The sequence below is a fragment of the Streptomyces sp. 6N223 genome (genome assembly GCF_052246635.1).
Lineage (GTDB): Bacteria > Actinomycetota > Actinomycetes > Streptomycetales > Streptomycetaceae > Streptomyces.
This window is the reverse complement of record NZ_JBQQCA010000019.1, coordinates 39,406-58,151: the sequence shown is the minus strand read 5'-3', so window position 1 is coordinate 58,151 and position 18,746 is coordinate 39,406. Positions and strand designations below refer to the sequence as shown.

The following is an 18,746-nucleotide window of genomic DNA, read 5'->3' as shown; positions in this document are numbered from 1 at the left end:
GCGTCACGGCAGCTGCGGCGCCACCCGCGAGGCGATGAGCTCCAGGTGGTCCAGGTCGTGCTGGTCGAGGATCTGGAGGTAGAAGCGGGAGGAACCCGCCTCGGCGTAGCGGCCGATCTTCTCCGCCACCTCGCCCGGCGTTCCCGCCAGGCCGTTGCGCCGCAGCTCCTCCGGCTCCCGCCCGATGGCGGCGGCGCGCCGGGCGAACTCGGCCTCGTCCTTGCCGACGCACGCCACCAGGGCGTTGGAGTAGACGAGGTCGCCGGGATGGCGCCCCTCCTGCTCCGCGGCCTTGCGGACGCGCGCGATCTGCTCGGCGGTCTCCTCGACCGAGCCGAAGGGCAGGTTGAACTCATGGGCGTACCGCGCGGCGAGCCGGGGGGTCCTCGTCGTGCCCGTGCCGCCGATGATGACCGGAATGGTCTCCTGGGCGGGCTTGGGCAGCGCGGGCGAGTCGCTGAGCTGGTAGTGGCGGCCGTCGTAGGAGAACGTCTGGCCCAGCGGCGTCTTCCACAGGCCGGTGACGATGGCCAGCTGCTCCTCCAGGCGCGGGAACTTGTCGGCCGGGAACGGGATGCCGTACGCCGCGTGCTCCGCCTCGAACCAGCCCGCGCCCAGGCCGAACTCGACGCGGCCGCCGGACATGGCGTCGACCTGGGCGACCTGGATGGCCAGCACGCCGGGCAGGCGGAAGGTGGCGGCCGTCATCAGCGTGCCGAGCCGGATGCGGCTGGTCTCGCGCGCGAGTCCGGCCAGCGTGATCCAGGCGTCGGTGGGGCCCGGCAGCCCGTCGGCGTCGCCCATCTTCAGGTAGTGGTCGGAGCGGAAGAAGGCGTCGAAGCCGAGCTCCTCCGTCGCCTTGGCGACGGCGAGCTGGGTGTCGTAGCTGGCGCCCTGCTGGGGCTCGGTGAAGACACGCAGATTACGAAGATCCATGCGCCCCATTGTGCGCCCCCGCGCCTGCCGTCCCCTCGGCCGGGCTCACGGTCAGGCCGTGGCGTAGCGCTGCTCGATGCTGACCCGCAGGTGGCTGTTCTCGCGGCTGTTGAGGTCCTCGAGGATGGCCTGCGCCTGCGTCTCCTCCGCGCGCGCCCGGTCCTCGCGGCCGAGCCCGCGCAGCGCCGCCGCCAGCCAGGTGCGGTGCTGGGCCATGACGAACGGGTCGAAGGGCTGCTCGGCGGCGTGGCTCAGGCCCCGGTCGGCCCAGCGCGCGGCCTGCTCGAACTCCCCGATCTCCAGGTGGTACTCGGCCAGCACGCCGGCCGCGATGCACTTCTCGTACGGCAGCCCGGTCCGGTCGTAGTTGGCGCGCAGCAGCCGGTACGCCGTGTCGTGGTTGCCGAGGAAGACGTGGCAGCGGCCCAGGTTGTTGATGATCTGGACCTCCAGATCGGCCATGCCCGCCTCGCGCGCCTCCTCGAGCGCCGCCTCGGAGACCTCGACCGCCTCGGTCAGCCGCCCGGCCGAACCCAGGCACGGCACCAGCGTCATCGTCAGCGACACCGCCTCCTCCCGCTCTCCGAGGGAGCGGAAGAGCGCGATGCCGCGCCGCAGCATCTCCGCGCCGGCCAGGCCCTCGCCGCGCTGCCCGGCGGCCTTTCCGAGCTGGCCGAGGGCGACGGCCTGGGCGAAGGCGTCGCCGGTGCGCCGGCCGGTCTCCAGCACGATCTCGCACAGGCGGCACTGGGCCGTCCAGCTCAGCCGCATGCCGAAGTAGCTCTCCAGCGCGCGGACGCTCTCCAGGGCGAACGCCGACAGCGGGCGGCCGCACAGCTCGGCGCCGTGGTCGTACTCCGGCGTGGACAGCTGGTGGGCGAGGGAGAGGACGTCGTCGAGCGCCTCGTCGGCCCAGGGCAGCGACTCGGCCACGGAGGTGAACGGCCGCCCCTGCGGGTAGCTGTCGGCGCCCTGCTGGTAGCGCTTGCGGAACCGCTCGGCGAGCGCGAGGGGGGCGTTGACGCGGTAGAGGGAGCCGAGGTACCAGCGGGCCAGCTCGGCGAGCCGCTCCGTGACCCGCTCGCGGGGCAGCCGCGCGGCCTGCCAGGCGGCGGCGGAGCGCACCAGGTCGTGCAGGGTGTAGGCGCCGGGGCGTGGGCTGGAGGTGATGCGGGCGTCGGTCAGGCGGTCCAGGGCGGCTCCGGCCTGCCGCGGGGTGCAGCGGGCGAGGGCGGCGACGGGGCCGGGGCCGTAGGTGACGACGGAGGCCGCGCCGAGGAGCGGGAAGATCCCGGCGGCCAGGCGGTCGGCCGGGTCCGGGCCGGCGGCGAGCTGGTCGATGCTGACGAGGAGGCTGGCGCGGAGGTCGAGGTCGTCGGCGCTGAGCTGGTCCATCCGGCCGTGCTCGTCGCGGAGGAGGGCGTTCCAGTCGGCGATGCGCCAGTCGGGCCGGGCGGCCATGCGGGTGGCGATGATGCGCAGCGCGAGGGGCAGGTGGCCGCAGAGCGCGACGAGCTGCTCCCATTCCTTCGGGCTCCCGCGGTCGGCGGCGGCGCCGACGACGGCCCGCACGAACGCCGTGGCCTCGGCGGTGGTGAGCGTGGCCAGGTGCAGGTAGTGGCCGCCCCGCACACTGGTGAGGGCCGACCGGCTGGTCACGATCGCGGCGGAGCTGGGGTCGGCGGGGAGTAACGGCTCGACGTGGTCGGCGGCGAGGGCGTTGTCGAGCAGCAGCAGGACGCGCCGCCCGCGGAGGCGGTCGCGGTAGAACGCCGCGGCGGCCGCGGGCTCCTGCGGGATCTCCTTGCCGGGCGTGCCGAGCGAGGCGAGCAGCAGCCGCCGCGCCTCCCCCACGTCCAGCGGCGGATTGCGCGGATCGGCGCCGCGCAGGTCGACGTACAGCAGCCCGTCGGGGTACCGGTCGGCGACCTCCCGGGCGGCGCGCACCGCGAGGGTGGACTTGCCGACGCCGCCGGGACCGTCGATCAGGCAGATGGGCGGCGCGGCAGGAGCGCCGAGCGCGCCCGTCAGCCAGCCGCGCAGCCGGGCCAGTTCGGTGGCGCGCGCCACGAAGGTCGCTATGGCGGGCGGGAACGCGGCGCTCGCCGGGGCCCCGTAGGCCCCGGCGGCGAGAGGGGCGGCGGCGCACGGCGCGTCGGGCGCAGCCCCGCCCCCGGGGAGGGGGGCGTCAACGCCGCCGGCTGGCGGGGCACCCGTCGCGGCGGGCGCGGCGCCGCGCGAGGCCGCGGAGACACCCGACGCGGGCAGGGCGCTGCTCGCGCCCGGGGGGGAGGGCGCGGGGGCGCCGCCGGAGGCGCCATCAGCGCCCGGCATGGCGGACGCCTCCGGCGGGGCCGCAGCCTCGGGTGCGGCCCCGGCGGCGGACGCCGCACGGGAACCGGCCGGAGCCTCACCACGGTCGGCAACGGGGGCACCGGACGCGGCGGAAGCCTCAGGTGGGAGGGCCGCGTCGCGCGAAACCGGAGCACCAGGGTCGGCCCGCGTCGCCCCAGCCTTCTGGAGAGACGACGGGGCAACGCGCCCGGCGCCCGTAGCGCCAGGCGCGGGGGCAACGCCGGACGCGCCGTCGGCGCCCGGCGCGGCGGCAGCCTCGGGCGCGGTCCCGGCCGCGGACGCCGCGCGGGAACCGGCCGGAGCGGCCGGGTCGCCGGAGGCAGCGGAGCCGACGCGCGGGCCGGCTGGCGCGCCAGGGGCGCCCGGTGCGCCCGGCGCATCCACCGCGGCGGCAGCCTGGCCCGCGCCGTCCCGCGCGGCAAGGGCGAGGCGGACCAGGCGGTCGCGGTGCGGGTGGGCGCGGGCCGCGTCGGCCAGTTCCCCGGCGAGGGTGGCGTGCTCGCCGAGGGCGAGTCGCAGCTCGAACCAGTCCTCCAGGACGGCCAGGCGCAGCTCGCCCAGCCGCGCCCGCGCCTCCGTACGCAGGGGGGAGTCGCGCTCGCCGTCGAGCGGGGTGCCGCGCCACAGGGACAGGGCGTCCGTCAGGAGGGCCGCGGCGTCGGCGGGCGGGAGGCGGCGGGCGCGCAGCACGGCGGCGTTGAACCGGCCCAGGTCGGTCTCCTCGGGGGCGAGGGCGAGCCGGTAGCCGCCGGGGCGCTCGGTGTGGATGCGGCCGGGGGGCAGGATCCGGCGCAGCCGTGCCACGTGGCCGCGCAGTGCGGCGCGGGCGGCGGCGGGCGGGTGGGCGCCCCACAGCTGGCGGGTCAGCTCCGCCACGCGGACGGCGCGGCCCTCGGCGAGGGCGAGGGCGGTGAGCGTCGCGCGCAGCATGGGCGCGCCCACGGGCAGCGGCGCGCCGTCGTCGGCCAGCGCCTCCAGCGGGCCAAGCAGGCGGATGTCCAAGCGATAACCCCCAACGATGGAGCTCGGCCCACTCTACTTCCTGACGCTCCGTCCCCAAGTTGCACCGGTGCTTCACATCGGTGACCGGCGCGTTGACCGGCGTTTGAACGGGGCGGGGAAGCCGCCGGCCGTCACCGCGGCGCCGGGTGCAGGATCGCCACGCACTCCAGGTGGTGCGTCATGGGGAACAGGTCGAACGCCCGCAGGAAGTGCGGGACGTAGCCGCCCTCGCGGAAGTGCGCCAGGTCGCGGGCGAGGGCGGCGGGGTCGCAGGCGACGTACGCGATGCGGCGCGCGCCGAGCGGCGTCAGCAGCCGCACGACGCGCTCGCCCGCGCCGGAGCGGGGCGGGTCGAGCACGACCAGATCCGCCTCGCCGATGCCGGTGCGCGGCAGCACCCGCTCCACCGTGCCCTGTTCGACGCGGACGCGCGGGAAGGCGGCCAGGTTGTGCCGCGCGTCACGGACCGCCCGCGCGGAGGACTCGACGCCCAGGACCGCGCCGCGCTCCCCGACGCGGTCGGCGAGCGCGCCCGCGAACAGCCCGGCGCCGCAGTACAGGTCGAGCGCGGTGTCACCCTGGCGGGGCGTCAGGCCGCGCATCACGGCGTCGACCAGCAGCTCGGCCGCGCCGGTGTGGACCTGCCAGAAGCCGCCGCCGCTCACCCGCCAGGTGCGGTCGTCGGCGCGCTCGCGCACGTAGGGGCGGCCGTGCACCCGGTGCACCGGAACCTCCCCGTGCCCCGGCTCCGCCCGCATCACCGACACCGGGCGGTCGAGCTCGACGAGCGGCAGCCGCTCGCCGGGCCGGGGGGTGACCACGACCATGCGGTCGCTGGAGCCGGTGGCGGCAACGGCCTCCACGCCCTGGACGCCGGGCCACCGGCGGCGTTCGATGCCCAGCTCGGTGACGCCCTCGGCGGCGATCAGGCAGCGGTCGATCGGCTCCACCTCGTGGGAGCGGTGACGCCGCAGGCCGGGGCGCCCGGCCTCGTCGACGGCGTACTGCACGCGGGTGCGCCACGCCGGCACCTCCCCCGGCGGCACCTTGTCGCCGGGCACGGGCTCGACCGTGCCGTCCCACCCGGCGGCCTCGGGGGTGAGCCCGGCCAGGGTGCGCAGCTGCTCGGCCAGCACCTCGCCCTTCAGCCGCCGCTGGACGCCGGGCTTGACGTGCTGCCAGTCGCAGCCGCCGCAGCGGCCGGGCCCGGAGAACGGGCAGGGCGCGTCGATCCGGTCCCGGGACGCCGACAGGACGGCGACGGCGTCGGCGCGCAGGTAGCGGGAGTCCTCGCGGCCCTCGGTGACGCGGGCGACGACGCGCTCCCCGGGGAGGGTGTGCCGCACGAAGAGGACGCGGCCCTCGGGGGTGCGGGCCACGCAGTGCCCGCCGTGCGCGACGGGGCCGACCTCGACCTCGTACTCCTGGCCCACGAGGGAGGCCGCCTTGGGCGCGCCGGGCGCCTGGGAGGAGTGGTCTGCGGTGGCCATGGCGGCGGGCTCCAGTGAGGGCGTGAGGGAAGAGGGGGACGAGCAGCGGTCCAGTCTACGGCCGCGGCGGGCGCTCCCCCGGCTCCCGCGGCTCCCCCGGCTCACCGGGCTCCCCCGGCCTCCCGGGCCCCGCGGGACGCCGGACCGCGCCGGGCGCCCGCAGCTCGGGCTGGCGGCGCGCCCGCTCCCGCGCGGCCTGGGCCGAGCGCAGCTGCCAGGGCACCGAGGTGACGGTCACGCCGGGCGTCAGCAGCAGCCGGGCCTTCAGGCGCAGCGCGCTCTGGTTGTGCAGCAGCGCCTCGTACCAGCGGCCGACCACGTACTCGGGGAGGATGACGCTCACCACGTCCTGCGGGTGGGCGCGGCGCAGCTCCCTCACGTACGCCACGAAGGGCTGGGTGATCTCCCGGTAGGGCGCGTCGAGGATCTTCAGCGGCACGTCGAGGCGCTGCCTGCGCCACTGCGCCTTCAGGCTGCGCGCCTCGTCGGGGTCGACGGCGATGGTGACGGCGACGAGGCTCTCGGCGCGGAGCAGCTTGGCGTAGGACAGGGCGCGCAGCGTCGGCTTGTGGATCTGGGAGACCAGCACCACGGCGTGGACCTGCGAGGGCCGCACGCCCAGCTCCTCCTCGGGCACGTCGAGCCGCAGCTCCCTGGCCACGGCGTCGTAGTGGCGGCGGATGCCGGTCATCACGGCGTAGAACCCGGCCATGCCGACGACCGAGACCCACGCGCCGTGGGTGAACTTGGTGACCAGCACGATCGCCAGCACCAGCACGCACAGCGCCGCGCCGAAGCCGTTGAGCGCGCGGGCGCGGTGGATGCGGCGGCGGGTGGCCGGGTCGAGCTCCCTGACCAGGCGGCGGTTCCAGTGCCGGACCATGCCGGACTGGCTGAAGGCGAAGGAGACGAAGACGCCGACGATGTAGAGCTGGATGAGCTGGTTGACGTTGGCGTCGAAGACGACGACGAGCAGCCCGGCGAGGAGGGTGAGCAGCACGATGCCGTTGCTGAACGCCAGCCGGTCGCCTCGCGTGTGGAGCTGCCGGGGCAGGAAGCGGTCCTGGGCGAGGATCGAGCCGAGCACCGGGAAGCCGTTGTAGGCGGTGTTGGCGGCGAGGAAGAGGACGAGCGCGGTGGCGGTGGCGAGGTAGACGAACGCCGCCGAGCCGGAGCCGAAGACGGCCGCGCCGACCTGAGCGATGACCGGGTCCTGGTGGTAGCCGGACCCGACGGGCTCGCCGCCCGCCAGCAGGTCGCGCGCCGGGTTCTCCGCCACCCGCACGTCACTGGTGAGCGCCAGGGCCATGATGCCGAGGAACATGGTGACGGCGAGGGCCCCCATGATGGCGAGGGTGGCGGCGGCGTTCCGGCTCTTGGGCTCGCGGAAGGCGGGCACGCCGTTGCTGATGGCCTCCACGCCGGTGAGCGCGGCGCAGCCGGAGGAGAAGGCCCGCAGCAGCAGGAACGCCATGGCGGCGGCGGAGAGGTCGGACTGCTCGGCCACGATGTCGAACTCGGCGGTGGGGGCGCGCGGCTCATCGCCGAGCGCCAGCCCCCGGAAGGCGCCCCAGGCCACGGTGCCGAGCACGCCGACGACGAAGGCGTAGGTGGGGATGGCGAAGAAGGTGCCGGACTCGCGCGTGCCGCGCAGGTTGGACAGCATCAGCAGCGCGATCACGATCAGGGCGCAGGGCACCTCGTTGCGCTCGACGAAGCCGACGGCGGAGCCGAGGTTGTCCACGCCGGCGGCGACGGAGACGGCGACGGTCAGGACGTAGTCCACCAGCAGCGCGCCGGCGACGGTCAGCCCCGCGCGGCGGCCGAAGTTGCCGGAGACCACGGCGTACGCGCCGCCGCCGCCCGGGTAGGCGCGCACGGTCTGCCGGTAGGAGGCGACCACCGTGATCATCAGCGCGACGATGGCGAGGGTGATCCAGACGCTGAGGTGGTAGGCGCTCAGCCCGGCGAGGGAGAGGATCAGCAGCACCTCGCCCGGGGCGTACGCCACCGAGGAGAGCGGGTCGGAGGCGAAGACGGGCAGGGCGACGCGCTTGCGCAGCTGCTCGCGCGCCAGGGCGTCGCTGCGGAGCGCCCGGCCGACGAGCAGCCGCTTGAAGAGCGGCGTGGCCCCTGTCCTGCCATTGCGGGCCATTCGCCCACGGTAGCCCGGATCACCCACCCCCGCCCCAGGACCGGACAGCGCGCGGGTGGGCCGGTAGCGTGGTGGGCGTGCACATCGTGATCATGGGATGCGGCCGGGTGGGAGCGGCCCTTGCCCAGGCGCTGGAGCAGCGCGGGCACTCGGTGGCGGTCATCGACCAGGACCCCACGGCGTTCCGCCGGCTGGGCCCCGGCTTCGGCGGGCGGCGCGTGACCGGCCTCGGCTTCGACCGGGACACCCTGACCGAGGCGGGTGTCGAGGAGGCGGGCGCGTTCGCGGCCGTCAGCAGCGGCGACAACTCCAACATCATCGCGGCCCGGGTGGCGCGGGAGGTGTTCGGGGTGCGGAACGTCACGGCCCGCATCTACGACCCGCGCCGGGCGGAGGTGTACGAGCGCTTCGGCATCCCCACGGTGGCCACGGTCCGCTGGACCGCCGACCAGATGCTGCGGCGGCTGCTGCCGGAGGGCGCCGAGCCGCTGTGGCGCGACCCCAGCGGCGGCGTGCAGCTGTCGGAGGTGCACGTGGCGGCGGCGTGGGTCGGGCACCGGGTCAGTCGCTTCCAGGAGCGCACCGGGGTGCGGGTGGCGTTCCTGACGCGGCTGGGCGAGTCGATGCTGCCGACCTCGCGGACGGTCCTGCAGGAGGGCGACCTGGTGCACGTGATGATGTACGCCGACCAGCAGGCCGAGGTGGAGGCGGCCTGCCTGCTGGGGCCGGAGGGCCCGGAGCTCCCGGAGGAGGGGTCCTCGTGAGGGTCGTGATCGCGGGGGCCGGCGCGGTGGGGCGTTCGATCGCCGCGGAGCTGATGGAGAACGGCCACGAGGTGCTGCTCATCGACAAGTCGCCGCACGCGGTGTCGGTGGTGCGGGTGCCGCGGGCGGAGTGGCTGCTGGCCGACGCGTGCGAGATCTCCACGCTGGACGAGGCGGCGCTGGAGCGCTGCCAGGTGGTGATCGCGGCCAGCGGCGACGACAAGGTGAACCTGGTGGTCTCGCTGCTGGCGAAGACGGAGTACGGGGTGCCGCGCGTGGTGGCGCGGGTGAACAACCCGAAGAACGAGTGGCTGTTCAACGACGCCTGGGGCGTCGATGTGGCGGTCTCCACGCCCCGGCTGATGTCGGCGCTGGTGGAGGAGGCGGTGAGCGTCGGCGACCTGGTGCGGCTGCTGCGCTTCAGCCAGGGCGAGGCGAACCTGGTGGAGCTGACGCTCCCCGAGGGCGCGGCGCTGGTCGGCACGCGCGTCGGCGAGGTGGACTGGCCGCGCGACACGGCGCTGGTGACGATCATCCGCGGCGCGGCGGTGATGGTCCCCGCGCCCGACGTCACGCTCGCCGCGGGCGACGAGCTGCTCTTCGTGGCCACCGCGGCCCAGGAGCCCCGCCTGGGCGCGCTCCTCAGCGCGCGGGACGGCGACCGGGACGGCGACTGAGCGGCCGCGGCCCGGCGCCCTACGTCCCGCGCGCCGTCTCCTCCTCCTCCGCCGCCTCGCGTTCCGCCCGCTCCTCCGCCTCCATCTCGGCGATGACGTCGATCGGCGGCGGCGCCTTCACCAGGATGATCCAGGTGAGGTAGACGGCCAGCAGGAACGGCGGGATGCCCAGCGCGACGCGAAGCCAGCCGAGCTGGGTGGCGTCGCCCCAGAAGTAGATGGGAAAGGTGATCGCCGACTTGGTCAGCAGGATCGCGCCCCAGACGTAGCTGGCCTTGACGTAGGCGCGCTTGCGGCCGGGATTGCGCGTGCGCCAGGAGAGGTTCTCCCGGAAGACGGGGCCGAGGATGAGCCCGAGCAGCGGGAACCCCAGCAGCGAGGAGACCACGTAGCCGACGCCCAGGCTCAGCGTGTAGAGCATGCCGGGCAGGTAGAAGTTCTTCGCGTCGCCGGACATCATCGCGAAGACCGCGCCGAAGGCGACGCCGAAGACGCCGCCGAAGGCGTGCTTGACGGTGCCCCGCTGGATCAGCCGGGCCACCGCCAGCCCGGCGGAGAGGGTGAGCGCGGCGATGGCGGAGGCGTTGATGCTGCGGTTGACGGTGTAGCTGAGCACGAAGACGAGGCCGGGCACGGTGGTCTCCACCATGCCGCGTACCCCGCCGAACGCCTCGAAGAACGCCGCCCGCGTCGCCGCCTCGTCCGCCTGCTGGGGGGCGGTCTGCCTATCGGGTTGGGGCACGCTGTCTCCTACTCCTCTTCGCCGGGTTGCAGCTCGTACCGGGGATTGAACAGCACCGGACGGCCGCGTGTCATCGAGATCCGCCCGGAGGCGACGAGGGCACGGCCGGGCTCGATGCCCGCTATGGCGCGGCGGCCCAGCCAGACCACCGCGAGCGAGGCGGTGCCGTCGTCCAACTCGGCCGTGAGCGCGGGCATCCCGGCCACGCTCCGCTCGCCGACGGCGCGCAGCGTGCCGACGACGCGCACCACCGGGCGGCCCCGGGGACCCGGCTCGCCCACGCAGTCGCGGATCGGGGTGCAGCCGGGCGCCGCCGGCCGGGGCGCGGTCGCGGAGACGGACCCGGGCCCGGGCCCGGGCAGCGGCCCGGGCGGGGCGGTGCGGTCGGTGGGGGCCGTGGAGGGCCCGCCGCGGCCCAGCAGGCGCCAGCGCCGGACGCCACGCCTGCCGGATGGTCCGCCGGAACGCCCGCCCGCTCTCATGCCCTCAGCGTAACGTGGCGGTCCGGGCCGTCAGGCTGCGTCGGGCCGTCTAGCGCTCGAAGCGGTAGCCCATCCCCGGCTCGGTGATGAGGTGGCGCGGCGCCGACGGGTTGGTCTCCAGCTTGCGGCGCAGCTGCGCCATGTAGACCCGCAGGTAGTTCGTCTCCTTGCCGTAGGTGGGTCCCCAGACCTCCTGGAGCAGCTGCCGCTGGCTCACCAGGCGGCCGGCGTTGCGGATGAGGACCTCCAGCAGGTGCCACTCGGTGGGCGTCAGCCGCACGTCGCGCCCGTCGCGGTGGACCTTCTTGGCGGCGAGGTCGACGGTGAAGCCCTCGGTCTCGATGACGGCGTCGTCCTCGGTGACGGCGGGCTCGGCGCGGCGGACGGCGGCCCGCAGCCGGGCCAGCAGCTCGTCCATGCCGAACGGCTTGGTGACGTAGTCGTCGGCGCCCGCGTCGAGGGCCTCGACCTTCTCGTCCGAGGTGTGCCGGGCGGAGAGCACGATGATCGGCACCCGGGTCCAGCCGCGGATGCCGGTGATGACCTCGACCCCGTCCATGTCGGGCAGGCCGAGGTCGAGGATGATCACGTCGGGGTGGCGGTCGGCCGCCAGGCGCAGCGCGGAGGCGCCGTCCGGCGCTGTGTCCACCTCGTACTTGCGCGCCTTGAGGTTGATGACGAGGGCGCGCAGGATCTGCGGCTCGTCGTCAACCACGAGCACCCGGTGCATGGGCCGCCTTCCGTTCCTCTCGCTCCCGGTGGGCCGCCGCCGGGGTGGCGACGGGCAGGGTCAGCACCATCGTCATGCCGCCGCCGGGGGTGTCCTCGGCGTCCAGTGTGCCGCCCATGGCCTCGGCGAAGCCGCGCGCGACGGCCAGGCCCAGGCCGACGCCGTTGCCCTGCGGGGTGTCGCCGTGGCGCTGGAACGGCTCGAAGATGCGGTCCTTGTCGCTGTCGGGCACGCCCCGGCCCCGGTCCACCACGCGCAGCTCGACGCGCCCGCCCAGCGCGCTGGCCCTCACCAGCACGGGCAGGCCCGGCGGGCTGTACTTGACGGCGTTCTCCACGATGTTGGCGACGCTGCGCTCCAGCAGCCCGGGGTCGGCGGCGGCGAACGGCAGCGACTCCGGGATGTCCAGCACGACGCTGCCCTCGGGAACGCCGCCGAGTGCCCGCGGCACCACCTCGTCCAGGTCGATCTCGCGGATGAGCGGCTCCACGGTGCCGGTCTGGAGCCGGGACATGTCCAGCAGGTTGCCCACGAGCTGGTCGAGCCGGTCGGCGCCCTCCTCGATGCTCTCCAGCAGGCCGGCCTCGTCCTCCTCCGACCAGGCCACGTCGTCGGAGCGGAGGCTGGAGACGCTCGCCTTGATGGCGGCCAGCGGGGTGCGCAGGTCGTGGGAGACGGCGGCGAGCAGGGCGGTGCGGATGCGGTTGCCCTCGGCGAGCTTGTGGGCGCGTTCGGCCTCGTCCTTCAGCCGCTCGCGGTCCACGATGGCCGCGGCGTGGGCGGCGAAGGCGCCGAGCACCCGCCGGTCCTCGGCCGGCAGCACCCGGCCGGACATCGCCAGCATGGCGTGGTCGCCGACCGGCACGTCGACGTCGGCGTCGTCCGGCGTACGCAGCGGCCCGGCGTCGCCGCTCACGGAGACCCTGGCGACGCAGGACCAGCGGTGGTCCTCCCGGTCGCGCTCCAGCAGGGCGGCGGTCTCCATGCCGAAGGTCTCCCGGGCCCGCTCCAGCAGCGCGCCGAGGGTGTCATCGCCGCGCAGCACGCTGCCGGCGAGGAGGGTGAGCGTCTCGGACTCCGCCCTGAGACGGGCGGCCTGCTGGGTGCGGCGCGCGGAGCGGTCGACCACGGTGGCGACGGCGACGGCGATGGCGAAGTAGACGACGATGGCGACGATGAGGTGGCGCTCGGCGATGGCCCAGCGGTGGAGCGGGTCGGTGAAGTAGTAGTTCAGCAGCAGCGAGCCGAGCGTGGCCGAGGCGAGCCCGGGGTACAGGCCGCCGACCAGCGCGGCCAGCACGGTGACGGAGAGGAACAGCAGCACGTCGCTGGCGAACTCGGGCCCCGGGGCGGGCGAGCCGGTGGACAGCAGCGCGGCCAGCAGCAGCGGCCCGGCCAGGCCGATGATCCAGCCGGTGAGGGTGCGGGAGCGGCCCAGCCGGGCGCCGCGGGCGACGGGCAGGCCCCGGCCCTTGGCGACCTCGTCGTGGGTGACGATGTGGACGTCGATGTCGGAGCCGGACTCGCGGGCGACGGTGGCGCCGACCCCGGGGCCGAAGACGTACTGCCAGGTCTTGCGGCGGCTGGAGCCGAGGACGATCTGGTTGGCGTTGACACCGCGCGCGAAGTCCAGCAGGGCGCCGGGGATGTCGTCGCCGATGACGTGGTGGAAGGTGCCGCCGAGCTGCTCGACGAGGCGGCGCAGGTCGGCCAGGCGGCGCGGGGAGGCGGAGGTGAGGCCGTCGGAGCGGGAGACGTAGACGGCCATGATCTCCGCGCCCGAGCTCTTGGCGGCCATGCGGGCGGCGCGCCGGATCAGGGTGCTGCCCTCGGGGCCGCCGGTGAGGCCGACGACGATGCGCTCGCGGGCGTGCCAGGTGGAGCGTATGCCGTGCTCGTCGCGGTACCGGCGCAGGTAGGCGTCGACCCGGTCGGCGGTCCACAGCAGGGCGAGCTCGCGCAGCGCGGTCAGGTTGCCGGGGCGGAAGTAGTGCGAGAGGGCGGCGTCGACCTTGTCGGGGGCGTAGATGTTGCCGTGGGCCATGCGGCGGCGCAGCGCCTCGGGGGCCATGTCGACCAGCTCGAACTGGTCGGCCCGGCGCACCACCTCGTCGGGCACGGTCTCGCGCTGCCGCACGCCGGTGATCGACTCCACCACGTCGCCCAGCGACTCCAGGTGCTGGATGTTCACGGTGGAGATGACGTCGATGCCGGCGTCCAGCAGCTCGTCGATGTCCTGCCAGCGCTTCTCGTTGCGCGAGCCGGGGACGTTGGTGTGGGCCAGCTCGTCGACCAGCGCCACCGTCGGGCGGCGCCGCAGCACCGCGTCGGTGTCCATCTCCGTGAAGGTGCTGCCCCGGTAGACGATCTGCCGCCGCGGCACCTGCTCCAGGCCGTGCAGCAGCACCTGGGTGCGGGGCCGCTCATGGTGCTCGACGAGGGCGACCACGATGTCGGTGCCGCGCTCGGCGCGTCGGTGCGCCTCGGAGAGCATGGCGTAGGTCTTGCCCACGCCGGGTGCCGCCCCGAGGTAGATGCGGAGTCTGCCGCGTCGGGCCATGGCTTCATTGTCCTCGCATGCCGGTGGAACTAGGTCACGAGCGCGCGCAGCGCGACGTTGAGCTCCAGGACGTTGACCCGGGGCTCGCCGAGGAAGCCGAGGTCGCGGCCTGACGTGTGCTCCCCGACCAGGCGCGCCACCTCGGCCCGGGGCAGGCCGTTGGCGTCGGCGACGCGGTCGGTCTGGATCGCGGCGTACGCCGGGGAGATGTGGGGGTCGATGGCGGAGGCGGAGCCGGTGACGGCGTCGGGCGGGACCTCGGAGACGGGGACGCCGTTGAACGCCGCGACCTGGCGGCGTGCCTCGCGGACCGTCTCCACCAGGGTGGGGTCGCCGGCGCCGAGCTGGCTGGAGCCGGTGGCGCGCGGGTCGTAGTCGCTGTTCGAGGGGCGCGGCTGGAACCAGTGCGGGTCGGGATCGCCGTTCGGCAGGTTCCAGGTCTGGCCGATCAGCTCGGAGCCGACCGTCCGGCCGTCGGCCTCGACGAGCGAGCCGTTCGCCTGGTGGTGGAACGACGCCTGTGCGATGCCGGTGACGGCCAGCGGGTAGAGCACGCCGGTCAGCAGCGTGAGGGCGAGCAGCGCCCGGCAGGCGGCCCACAGCGGGCGGCCCATGGCGCGGAGGCGGAAGCTGGTCCGGGGGGGTGCGGCGGTCATGAGGTTCACCCGATGCCTGGGATGAGCGTGAGGAGCAGGTCGATGAGCTTGATGCCGACGAAGGGGGCGACGAGGCCGCCGAGGCCGAAGACCCCGAGGTTGCGGGCGAGGAGCCGGTCGGCGCCGAGCGGCCGGTAGGCGACGCCGCGCAGCGCCAGCGGCACGAGGGCGGCGATGATCAGGGCGTTGAAGACGACCGCGGAGAGGATCGCCGACTCGGGGCCGGCCAGGCCCATGATGTTGAGCCTGTCCAGGCTGGGGTGGGCCACGGCGAACATCGCCGGGATGATCGCGAAGTACTTGGCGACGTCGTTGGCGATGGAGAAGGTGGTCAGCGCGCCCCGGGTGATCAGCAGTTGCTTGCCGATCTGCACGATGTCGATCAGCTTGGTCGGGTCGGAGTCCAGGTCCACCATGTTCCCGGCCTCCTTCGCGGCCGAGGTGCCGGTGTTCATGGCCACGCCGACGTCGGCCTGGGCGAGGGCTGGGGCGTCGTTGGTGCCGTCGCCGGTCATGGCGACGAGCCGGCCGCCGGACTGCTCCCGCTTGATCAGCGCCATCTTGTCCTCGGGCGTGGCCTCGGCGAGGACGTCGTCCACGCCCGCCTCATCGGCGATGGCCTTGGCGGTGACGGCATTGTCGCCGGTGATCATGACGGTCTTGATGCCCATCCGGCGCAGCTGCTCGAAGCGCTCCCGCATGCCGGGCTTGACGACGTCCTTCAGGTGGACGGTGCCCAGCACGCGGGCGCCGTCGGCGTCCTCGGCGGCGACGAGCAGCGGCGTTCCGCCCTCGGCGGCGATGGCGTCCACGGCCTCGCGCGTCCCCTCCGGGACGGTGCCGCCGCGCTCGGCGATCCACGCCGTCACGGCGCCGGCCGCGCCCTTGCGTACGCGGTGTACGCGGTGTACGCGGTGTACGCGGCGTACGCGGGGGCCTCCGGCGGCCGAGCCGACGTCTGCGCCGCTCATGCGGGTGGCGGCGGAGAAGGGGATGTGCTCGGCCACCGCGTCGCGCGCGTCGGCGACGCCACCGGCGGGCCCGGCCGCGCCGGCGAGGCGGTCGCAGAGCTCCACGATGCTCCGCCCCTCGGGCGTGGTGTCCGACAGGCTGGAGAGCCGTGCCACGGCGATCAGCTCGGGCAGCGCCGTGCCGCCGAGCGGCACGAGGTGGGCCGCCTGCCGGTTGCCGAAGGTGATCGTGCCGGTCTTGTCGAGCAGCAGCGTCGAGACGTCGCCCGCGGCCTCCACGGCGCGGCCGGAGGTGGCCAGCACGTTGCGCTGTACGAGGCGGTCCATGCCGGCGATGCCGATGGCCGACAGCAGCGCGCCGATGGTGGTGGGGATGAGGCAGACCAGCAGCGCCGTGAGCACGATCAGCGACTGCTCGGCCCCGGCGTAGGCGGCGAACGGCTGGAGGCTCACGACGGCGAGCAGGAAGACGATGGTGAGCGAGGCGAGCAGGATGTTCAGCGCGATCTCGTTCGGGGTCTTCTGCCGGGCCGCGCCCTCGACGAGGGAGATCATCCGGTCCAGGAACGTCTCCCCGGGGCGGGCGGTGACGCGCACCACGATCCGGTCCGACAGCACGCGGGTGCCGCCGGTGACGGCGGAGCGGTCGCCGCCGGACTCGCGGATGACGGGCGCGGACTCGCCCGTGATGGCGGACTCGTCGACCGAGGCAACGCCCTCGACGACGTCGCCGTCGCCGGGGATGACGTCGCCCGCCTCGCAGACCACGAGGTCGCCGACGCGCAGTCGCTGGCCCGGCACCCGTTCCTCGGCGCCGCCGGGCCCGTCGGTCAGCCTGCGGGCCACCGTCTCGGTCCTGGCCCGCCGCAGCGAGTCGGCCTGGGCCTTCCCCCGGCCCTCGGCGACCGCCTCGGCGAGGTTGGCGAACAGCACGGTCAGCCACAGCCAGGCGGCGATGGTCCAGCCGAACCAGTCGCCGGGGTCGGTGAGGGCCAGCACCGTGGTGAGGACCGAGCCGATCTCGACGACGAACATCACCGGCGCCTTGACCATCACCCGCGGGTGCAGCTTGCGGACGGCGTCCGGCAGGGCCGCCACCAGCAGCCCGGGGTCGAACCGGCCGTGTGCCACGCGGCCCTTGGCCGCGGGCTCGCGCCGCCGGCGCGGGCGGGGGCGGGGGCGCGGGGGCTCCGGCGTTCTGGCGGGCGTCGGGGTGGTGGAGGTGGTCATGCCGCGAGTCCTTCCGCGAGCGGGCCGAGCGAGAGCGCCGGGAAGAAGGTGAGGCCGGCGACGATGACGACGACGGCCACCAGCAGGGCGCTGAAGAGTGGCCTGTGGGTGCGGAGGGTGCCCGCGGTGACGGGCACCCGCTGCTGCTCGGCGAGCGAGCCGGCCAGCGCCAGCACGAACACCATCGGCAGGAAGCGGCCGAGCAGCATGCAGAGGCCGAGGGTGGTGTTGAAGAACTCGGTGGTGGCGCCGAGCCCTGCGAAGGCGCTGCCGTTGTTGTTGCCTGCCGAGGCGTAGGCGTAGAGGACCTCGGAGAAGCCGTGGGGCCCGGTGTTGGTCATCGCGTCCTCGCCGTCCGGCAACGCCATGGCCAGCGCGGTCCCGGCCAGCACCAGCGCGGGGGTGACGAGGATGGAGCAGGCGGCCAGCTTCATCTCGCGGGCGCCGAGCTTCTTGCCGAGGTACTCGGGGGTGCGGCCGACCATCAGGCCCGCGACGAAGACGGCGATCAACGCCATGATCAGCATCCCGTACAGGCCGGAGCCGACGCCGCCGGGCGCGATCTCGCCCAGCAGCATGCCGAAGAGCAGCACGCCGCCCGACAGGCCCTGGAAGGAGTCGAGGGAGGAGTTGACCGAGCCGGTCGAGGTCATGGTGGTGGAGACCGCGAAGAGCGAGGAGGGGCCGACGCCGAAGCGCTGCTCCTTGCCCTCCATCGAGCCGCCGGCGAGCTGCGAGGCGGTGCCGGGGGCCTGGTGCTCGACGATGGTGACGGCGACGACGCCGGCCAGCCAGATCGCGGCCATGGCGGCGACGATGGCGTAGCCCTGCTTGACCGAGCCGGTCATCTTCCCGAAGGTGCGCGGCAGCGAGAACGGGATCACCAGCAGCAGGAAGATCTCCAGCAGGTTGCTGATGGCGTCGGGGTTCTCGAAGGGGTGGGCGGAGTTGGCGTTGTACGGGCCGCCGCCGTTGGTGCCCACGTCCTTGATGGCCTCCTGGGAGGCGATGGCGCCGCCGGTGATGTGCTGCGTGCCACCGGAGAGGGTGTGGACCTGCTGGATGTCGGAGAGGTTCTGGACGGCGCCGAGCGCCACCAGCACGATCGCGGCCAGCACGGAGACCGGCAGCAGAATGCGGACCACGCCGCGCACCAGGTCGGCCCAGAAGTTGCCGAGCTCGCCGGTGCGGAAGCGGGCGAAGCCGCGCACCAGGGCGATGGCCACGGCCATGCCGACGGCCACCGACACGAAGTTCTGCACGGCCAGGCCCGCGGTCTGGGTGGTGTAGCTCATCGCGGACTCGCCCGAGTAGGACTGCCAGTTGGTGTTCGACACGAACGAGACGGCCGTGTTGAACGCCTGGTCCGGCGGGATGGGGGCGAAGCCGAGGGAGAGCGGCAGGTGGTTTTGCACGCGCTGGAGGAGGTAGAGCGCCAGCACGCCGGCGAGGGAGAAGGCGAGGACGCCACGCAGGTAGGCGGGCCAGCGCATCTCGGCGTCGGGGTCGGCGCCGATGGCGCGGTAGATCCAGCGCTCGGCGCGCAGGTGGCGCTTCGAGGCGTAGACGGCGGCCATGTAGTCGCCGAAGGGGCCGTGCACCAGGGCGAGGGCCGCGACGAGCACGGAGAGCTGGAGCACGTCGGTGACGGGGGAACTCATGGCGTGGGCTCAGAACCTCTCCGGGAAGAGGAGGGCGAGCACCAGGTAGCCGAGGAGGGCCCCGGCCACGCAGAGGCCGACGATGTTCTCGACGGCGTCGCCGCTCATATGCGTGCGACCCCCCGGGCGACGAGCGCCACCAGGGCGAAGCCCGCGAGGGTGACCAGGACGAAGACCACATCGGCCATCGCAACGCTCCCTGACGATTTCGGTGGTCGGTGAAGCTGACCCGATCAGGGAACATCCGTGCGGACGGCCCGCGGCGTTCGTTGACGGCGCTCTGACGCCCGGGGGCGCTTCGTTGACGCCGCCCATATCCCGTCGCGCCGGCGGCG

14 protein-coding genes are annotated in these 18,746 nt (G+C 74.5%); 2 read left to right on the top strand and 12 right to left on the bottom strand.

Features of this window, described 5'->3' with window-relative positions:
• Window positions 1-3 precede the first annotated feature (3 nt).
• The 4 genes from ACTWQH_RS14440 to ACTWQH_RS14425 form a co-directional block, all read right to left on the bottom strand.
• Window positions 4-936, bottom strand: coding sequence for an LLM class F420-dependent oxidoreductase (locus ACTWQH_RS14440; protein ID WP_443286911.1), 933 nt, complete (start codon window positions 934-936; stop codon window positions 4-6).
• 51 nt (window positions 937-987) lie between these two features.
• Window positions 988-4,293 (bottom strand): BTAD domain-containing putative transcriptional regulator, encoded by a 3,306-nt coding sequence (locus tag ACTWQH_RS14435; RefSeq protein WP_443286910.1) that lies wholly within the window; start codon window positions 4,291-4,293, stop codon window positions 988-990.
• A 131-nt stretch (window positions 4,294-4,424) separates the two neighbouring features.
• Entirely contained in the window at window positions 4,425-5,783 is a 1,359-nt protein-coding gene (locus ACTWQH_RS14430; RefSeq protein ID WP_443286909.1) for a class I SAM-dependent RNA methyltransferase, read from the bottom strand.
• Window positions 5,784-5,838: 55 nt separating this feature from the next.
• Window positions 5,839-7,938: an APC family permease gene (locus tag ACTWQH_RS14425; protein ID WP_443286908.1), complete on the bottom strand. Its 2,100-nt coding sequence runs from the start codon at window positions 7,936-7,938 to the stop codon at window positions 5,839-5,841.
• A 77-nt stretch (window positions 7,939-8,015) separates the two neighbouring features.
• Between ACTWQH_RS14425 and ACTWQH_RS14420 the strand changes: the two genes are divergently transcribed.
• Entirely contained in the window at window positions 8,016-8,702 is a 687-nt protein-coding gene (locus ACTWQH_RS14420; RefSeq protein ID WP_443286907.1) for a potassium channel family protein, read from the top strand.
• Complete coding sequence (locus ACTWQH_RS14415) at window positions 8,699-9,379, top strand: potassium channel family protein (RefSeq protein ID WP_443286906.1); 681 nt, start codon at window positions 8,699-8,701, stop codon at window positions 9,377-9,379. The genes ACTWQH_RS14420 and ACTWQH_RS14415 overlap by 4 nt, the downstream gene beginning before the upstream one ends.
• 19 nt (window positions 9,380-9,398) lie before the next feature.
• Here the strand turns inward: ACTWQH_RS14415 and ACTWQH_RS14410 are convergent, their stop codons facing one another.
• The 8 genes from ACTWQH_RS14410 to kdpF are packed head-to-tail and all read right to left on the bottom strand — an operon-like array spanning window position 9,399 to window position 18,519.
• Window positions 9,399-10,121: a DUF3159 domain-containing protein gene (locus ACTWQH_RS14410; protein WP_443286905.1), complete on the bottom strand. Its 723-nt coding sequence runs from the start codon at window positions 10,119-10,121 to the stop codon at window positions 9,399-9,401.
• Window positions 10,122-10,129: 8 nt separating this feature from the next.
• Entirely contained in the window at window positions 10,130-10,603 is a 474-nt protein-coding gene (locus ACTWQH_RS14405) for an OB-fold nucleic acid binding domain-containing protein (protein WP_443286904.1), read from the bottom strand.
• Window positions 10,604-10,652: 49 nt separating this feature from the next.
• The gene (locus ACTWQH_RS14400; RefSeq protein WP_443286903.1) at window positions 10,653-11,333 is read right to left on the bottom strand and encodes a response regulator; all 681 of its coding nucleotides are present in this window, start codon (window positions 11,331-11,333) and stop codon (window positions 10,653-10,655) included.
• Complete coding sequence (locus tag ACTWQH_RS14395; RefSeq protein WP_443286902.1) at window positions 11,311-13,893, bottom strand: ATP-binding protein; 2,583 nt, start codon at window positions 13,891-13,893, stop codon at window positions 11,311-11,313. The genes ACTWQH_RS14400 and ACTWQH_RS14395 overlap by 23 nt, the downstream gene beginning before the upstream one ends.
• 29 nt (window positions 13,894-13,922) lie before the next feature.
• Complete coding sequence (gene kdpC, locus ACTWQH_RS14390) at window positions 13,923-14,549, bottom strand: potassium-transporting ATPase subunit KdpC (protein WP_443286901.1); 627 nt, start codon at window positions 14,547-14,549, stop codon at window positions 13,923-13,925.
• A gap of 5 nt (window positions 14,550-14,554) precedes the next feature.
• Window positions 14,555-16,750, bottom strand: a complete 2,196-nt coding sequence (gene kdpB, locus ACTWQH_RS14385) for a potassium-transporting ATPase subunit KdpB (RefSeq protein WP_443286900.1) — start codon at window positions 16,748-16,750, stop codon at window positions 14,555-14,557.
• Window positions 16,747-18,411: a potassium-transporting ATPase subunit KdpA gene (gene kdpA, locus ACTWQH_RS14380; protein WP_443286899.1), complete on the bottom strand. Its 1,665-nt coding sequence runs from the start codon at window positions 18,409-18,411 to the stop codon at window positions 16,747-16,749. Before kdpA ends, kdpB begins: the two co-directional genes overlap by 4 nt.
• A 9-nt stretch (window positions 18,412-18,420) precedes the next feature.
• Window positions 18,421-18,519, bottom strand: coding sequence for a K(+)-transporting ATPase subunit F (kdpF, locus tag ACTWQH_RS14375; protein ID WP_443286898.1), 99 nt, complete (start codon window positions 18,517-18,519; stop codon window positions 18,421-18,423).
• Between the last annotated feature and the right edge of the window lie 227 nt (window positions 18,520-18,746).

Bases quoted from the DNA above. Each gene is read 5' to 3' on its own strand.
- ACTWQH_RS14440 (WP_443286911.1), bottom strand. From the start codon at position 936: ATGGATCTTCGTAATCTGCGTGTCTTCACCGAGCCCCAGCAGGGCGCC.
- ACTWQH_RS14430 (WP_443286909.1), bottom strand. From the start codon at position 5,783: ATGGCCACCGCAGACCACTCCTCCCAGGCGCCCGGCGCGCCCAAGGCG.
- ACTWQH_RS14425 (WP_443286908.1), bottom strand. From the start codon at position 7,938: ATGGCCCGCAATGGCAGGACAGGGGCCACGCCGCTCTTCAAGCGGCTG.
- ACTWQH_RS14405 (WP_443286904.1), bottom strand. From the start codon at position 10,603: ATGAGAGCGGGCGGGCGTTCCGGCGGACCATCCGGCAGGCGTGGCGTC.
- ACTWQH_RS14400 (WP_443286903.1), bottom strand. From the start codon at position 11,333: ATGCACCGGGTGCTCGTGGTTGACGACGAGCCGCAGATCCTGCGCGCC.
- ACTWQH_RS14395 (WP_443286902.1), bottom strand. From the start codon at position 13,893: ATGGCCCGACGCGGCAGACTCCGCATCTACCTCGGGGCGGCACCCGGC.
- kdpC (WP_443286901.1), bottom strand. From the start codon at position 14,549: ATGACCGCCGCACCCCCCCGGACCAGCTTCCGCCTCCGCGCCATGGGC.
- kdpB (WP_443286900.1), bottom strand. From the start codon at position 16,750: ATGACCACCTCCACCACCCCGACGCCCGCCAGAACGCCGGAGCCCCCG.
- kdpA (WP_443286899.1), bottom strand. From the start codon at position 18,411: ATGAGTTCCCCCGTCACCGACGTGCTCCAGCTCTCCGTGCTCGTCGCG.
- kdpF (WP_443286898.1), bottom strand. From the start codon at position 18,519: ATGAGCGGCGACGCCGTCGAGAACATCGTCGGCCTCTGCGTGGCCGGG.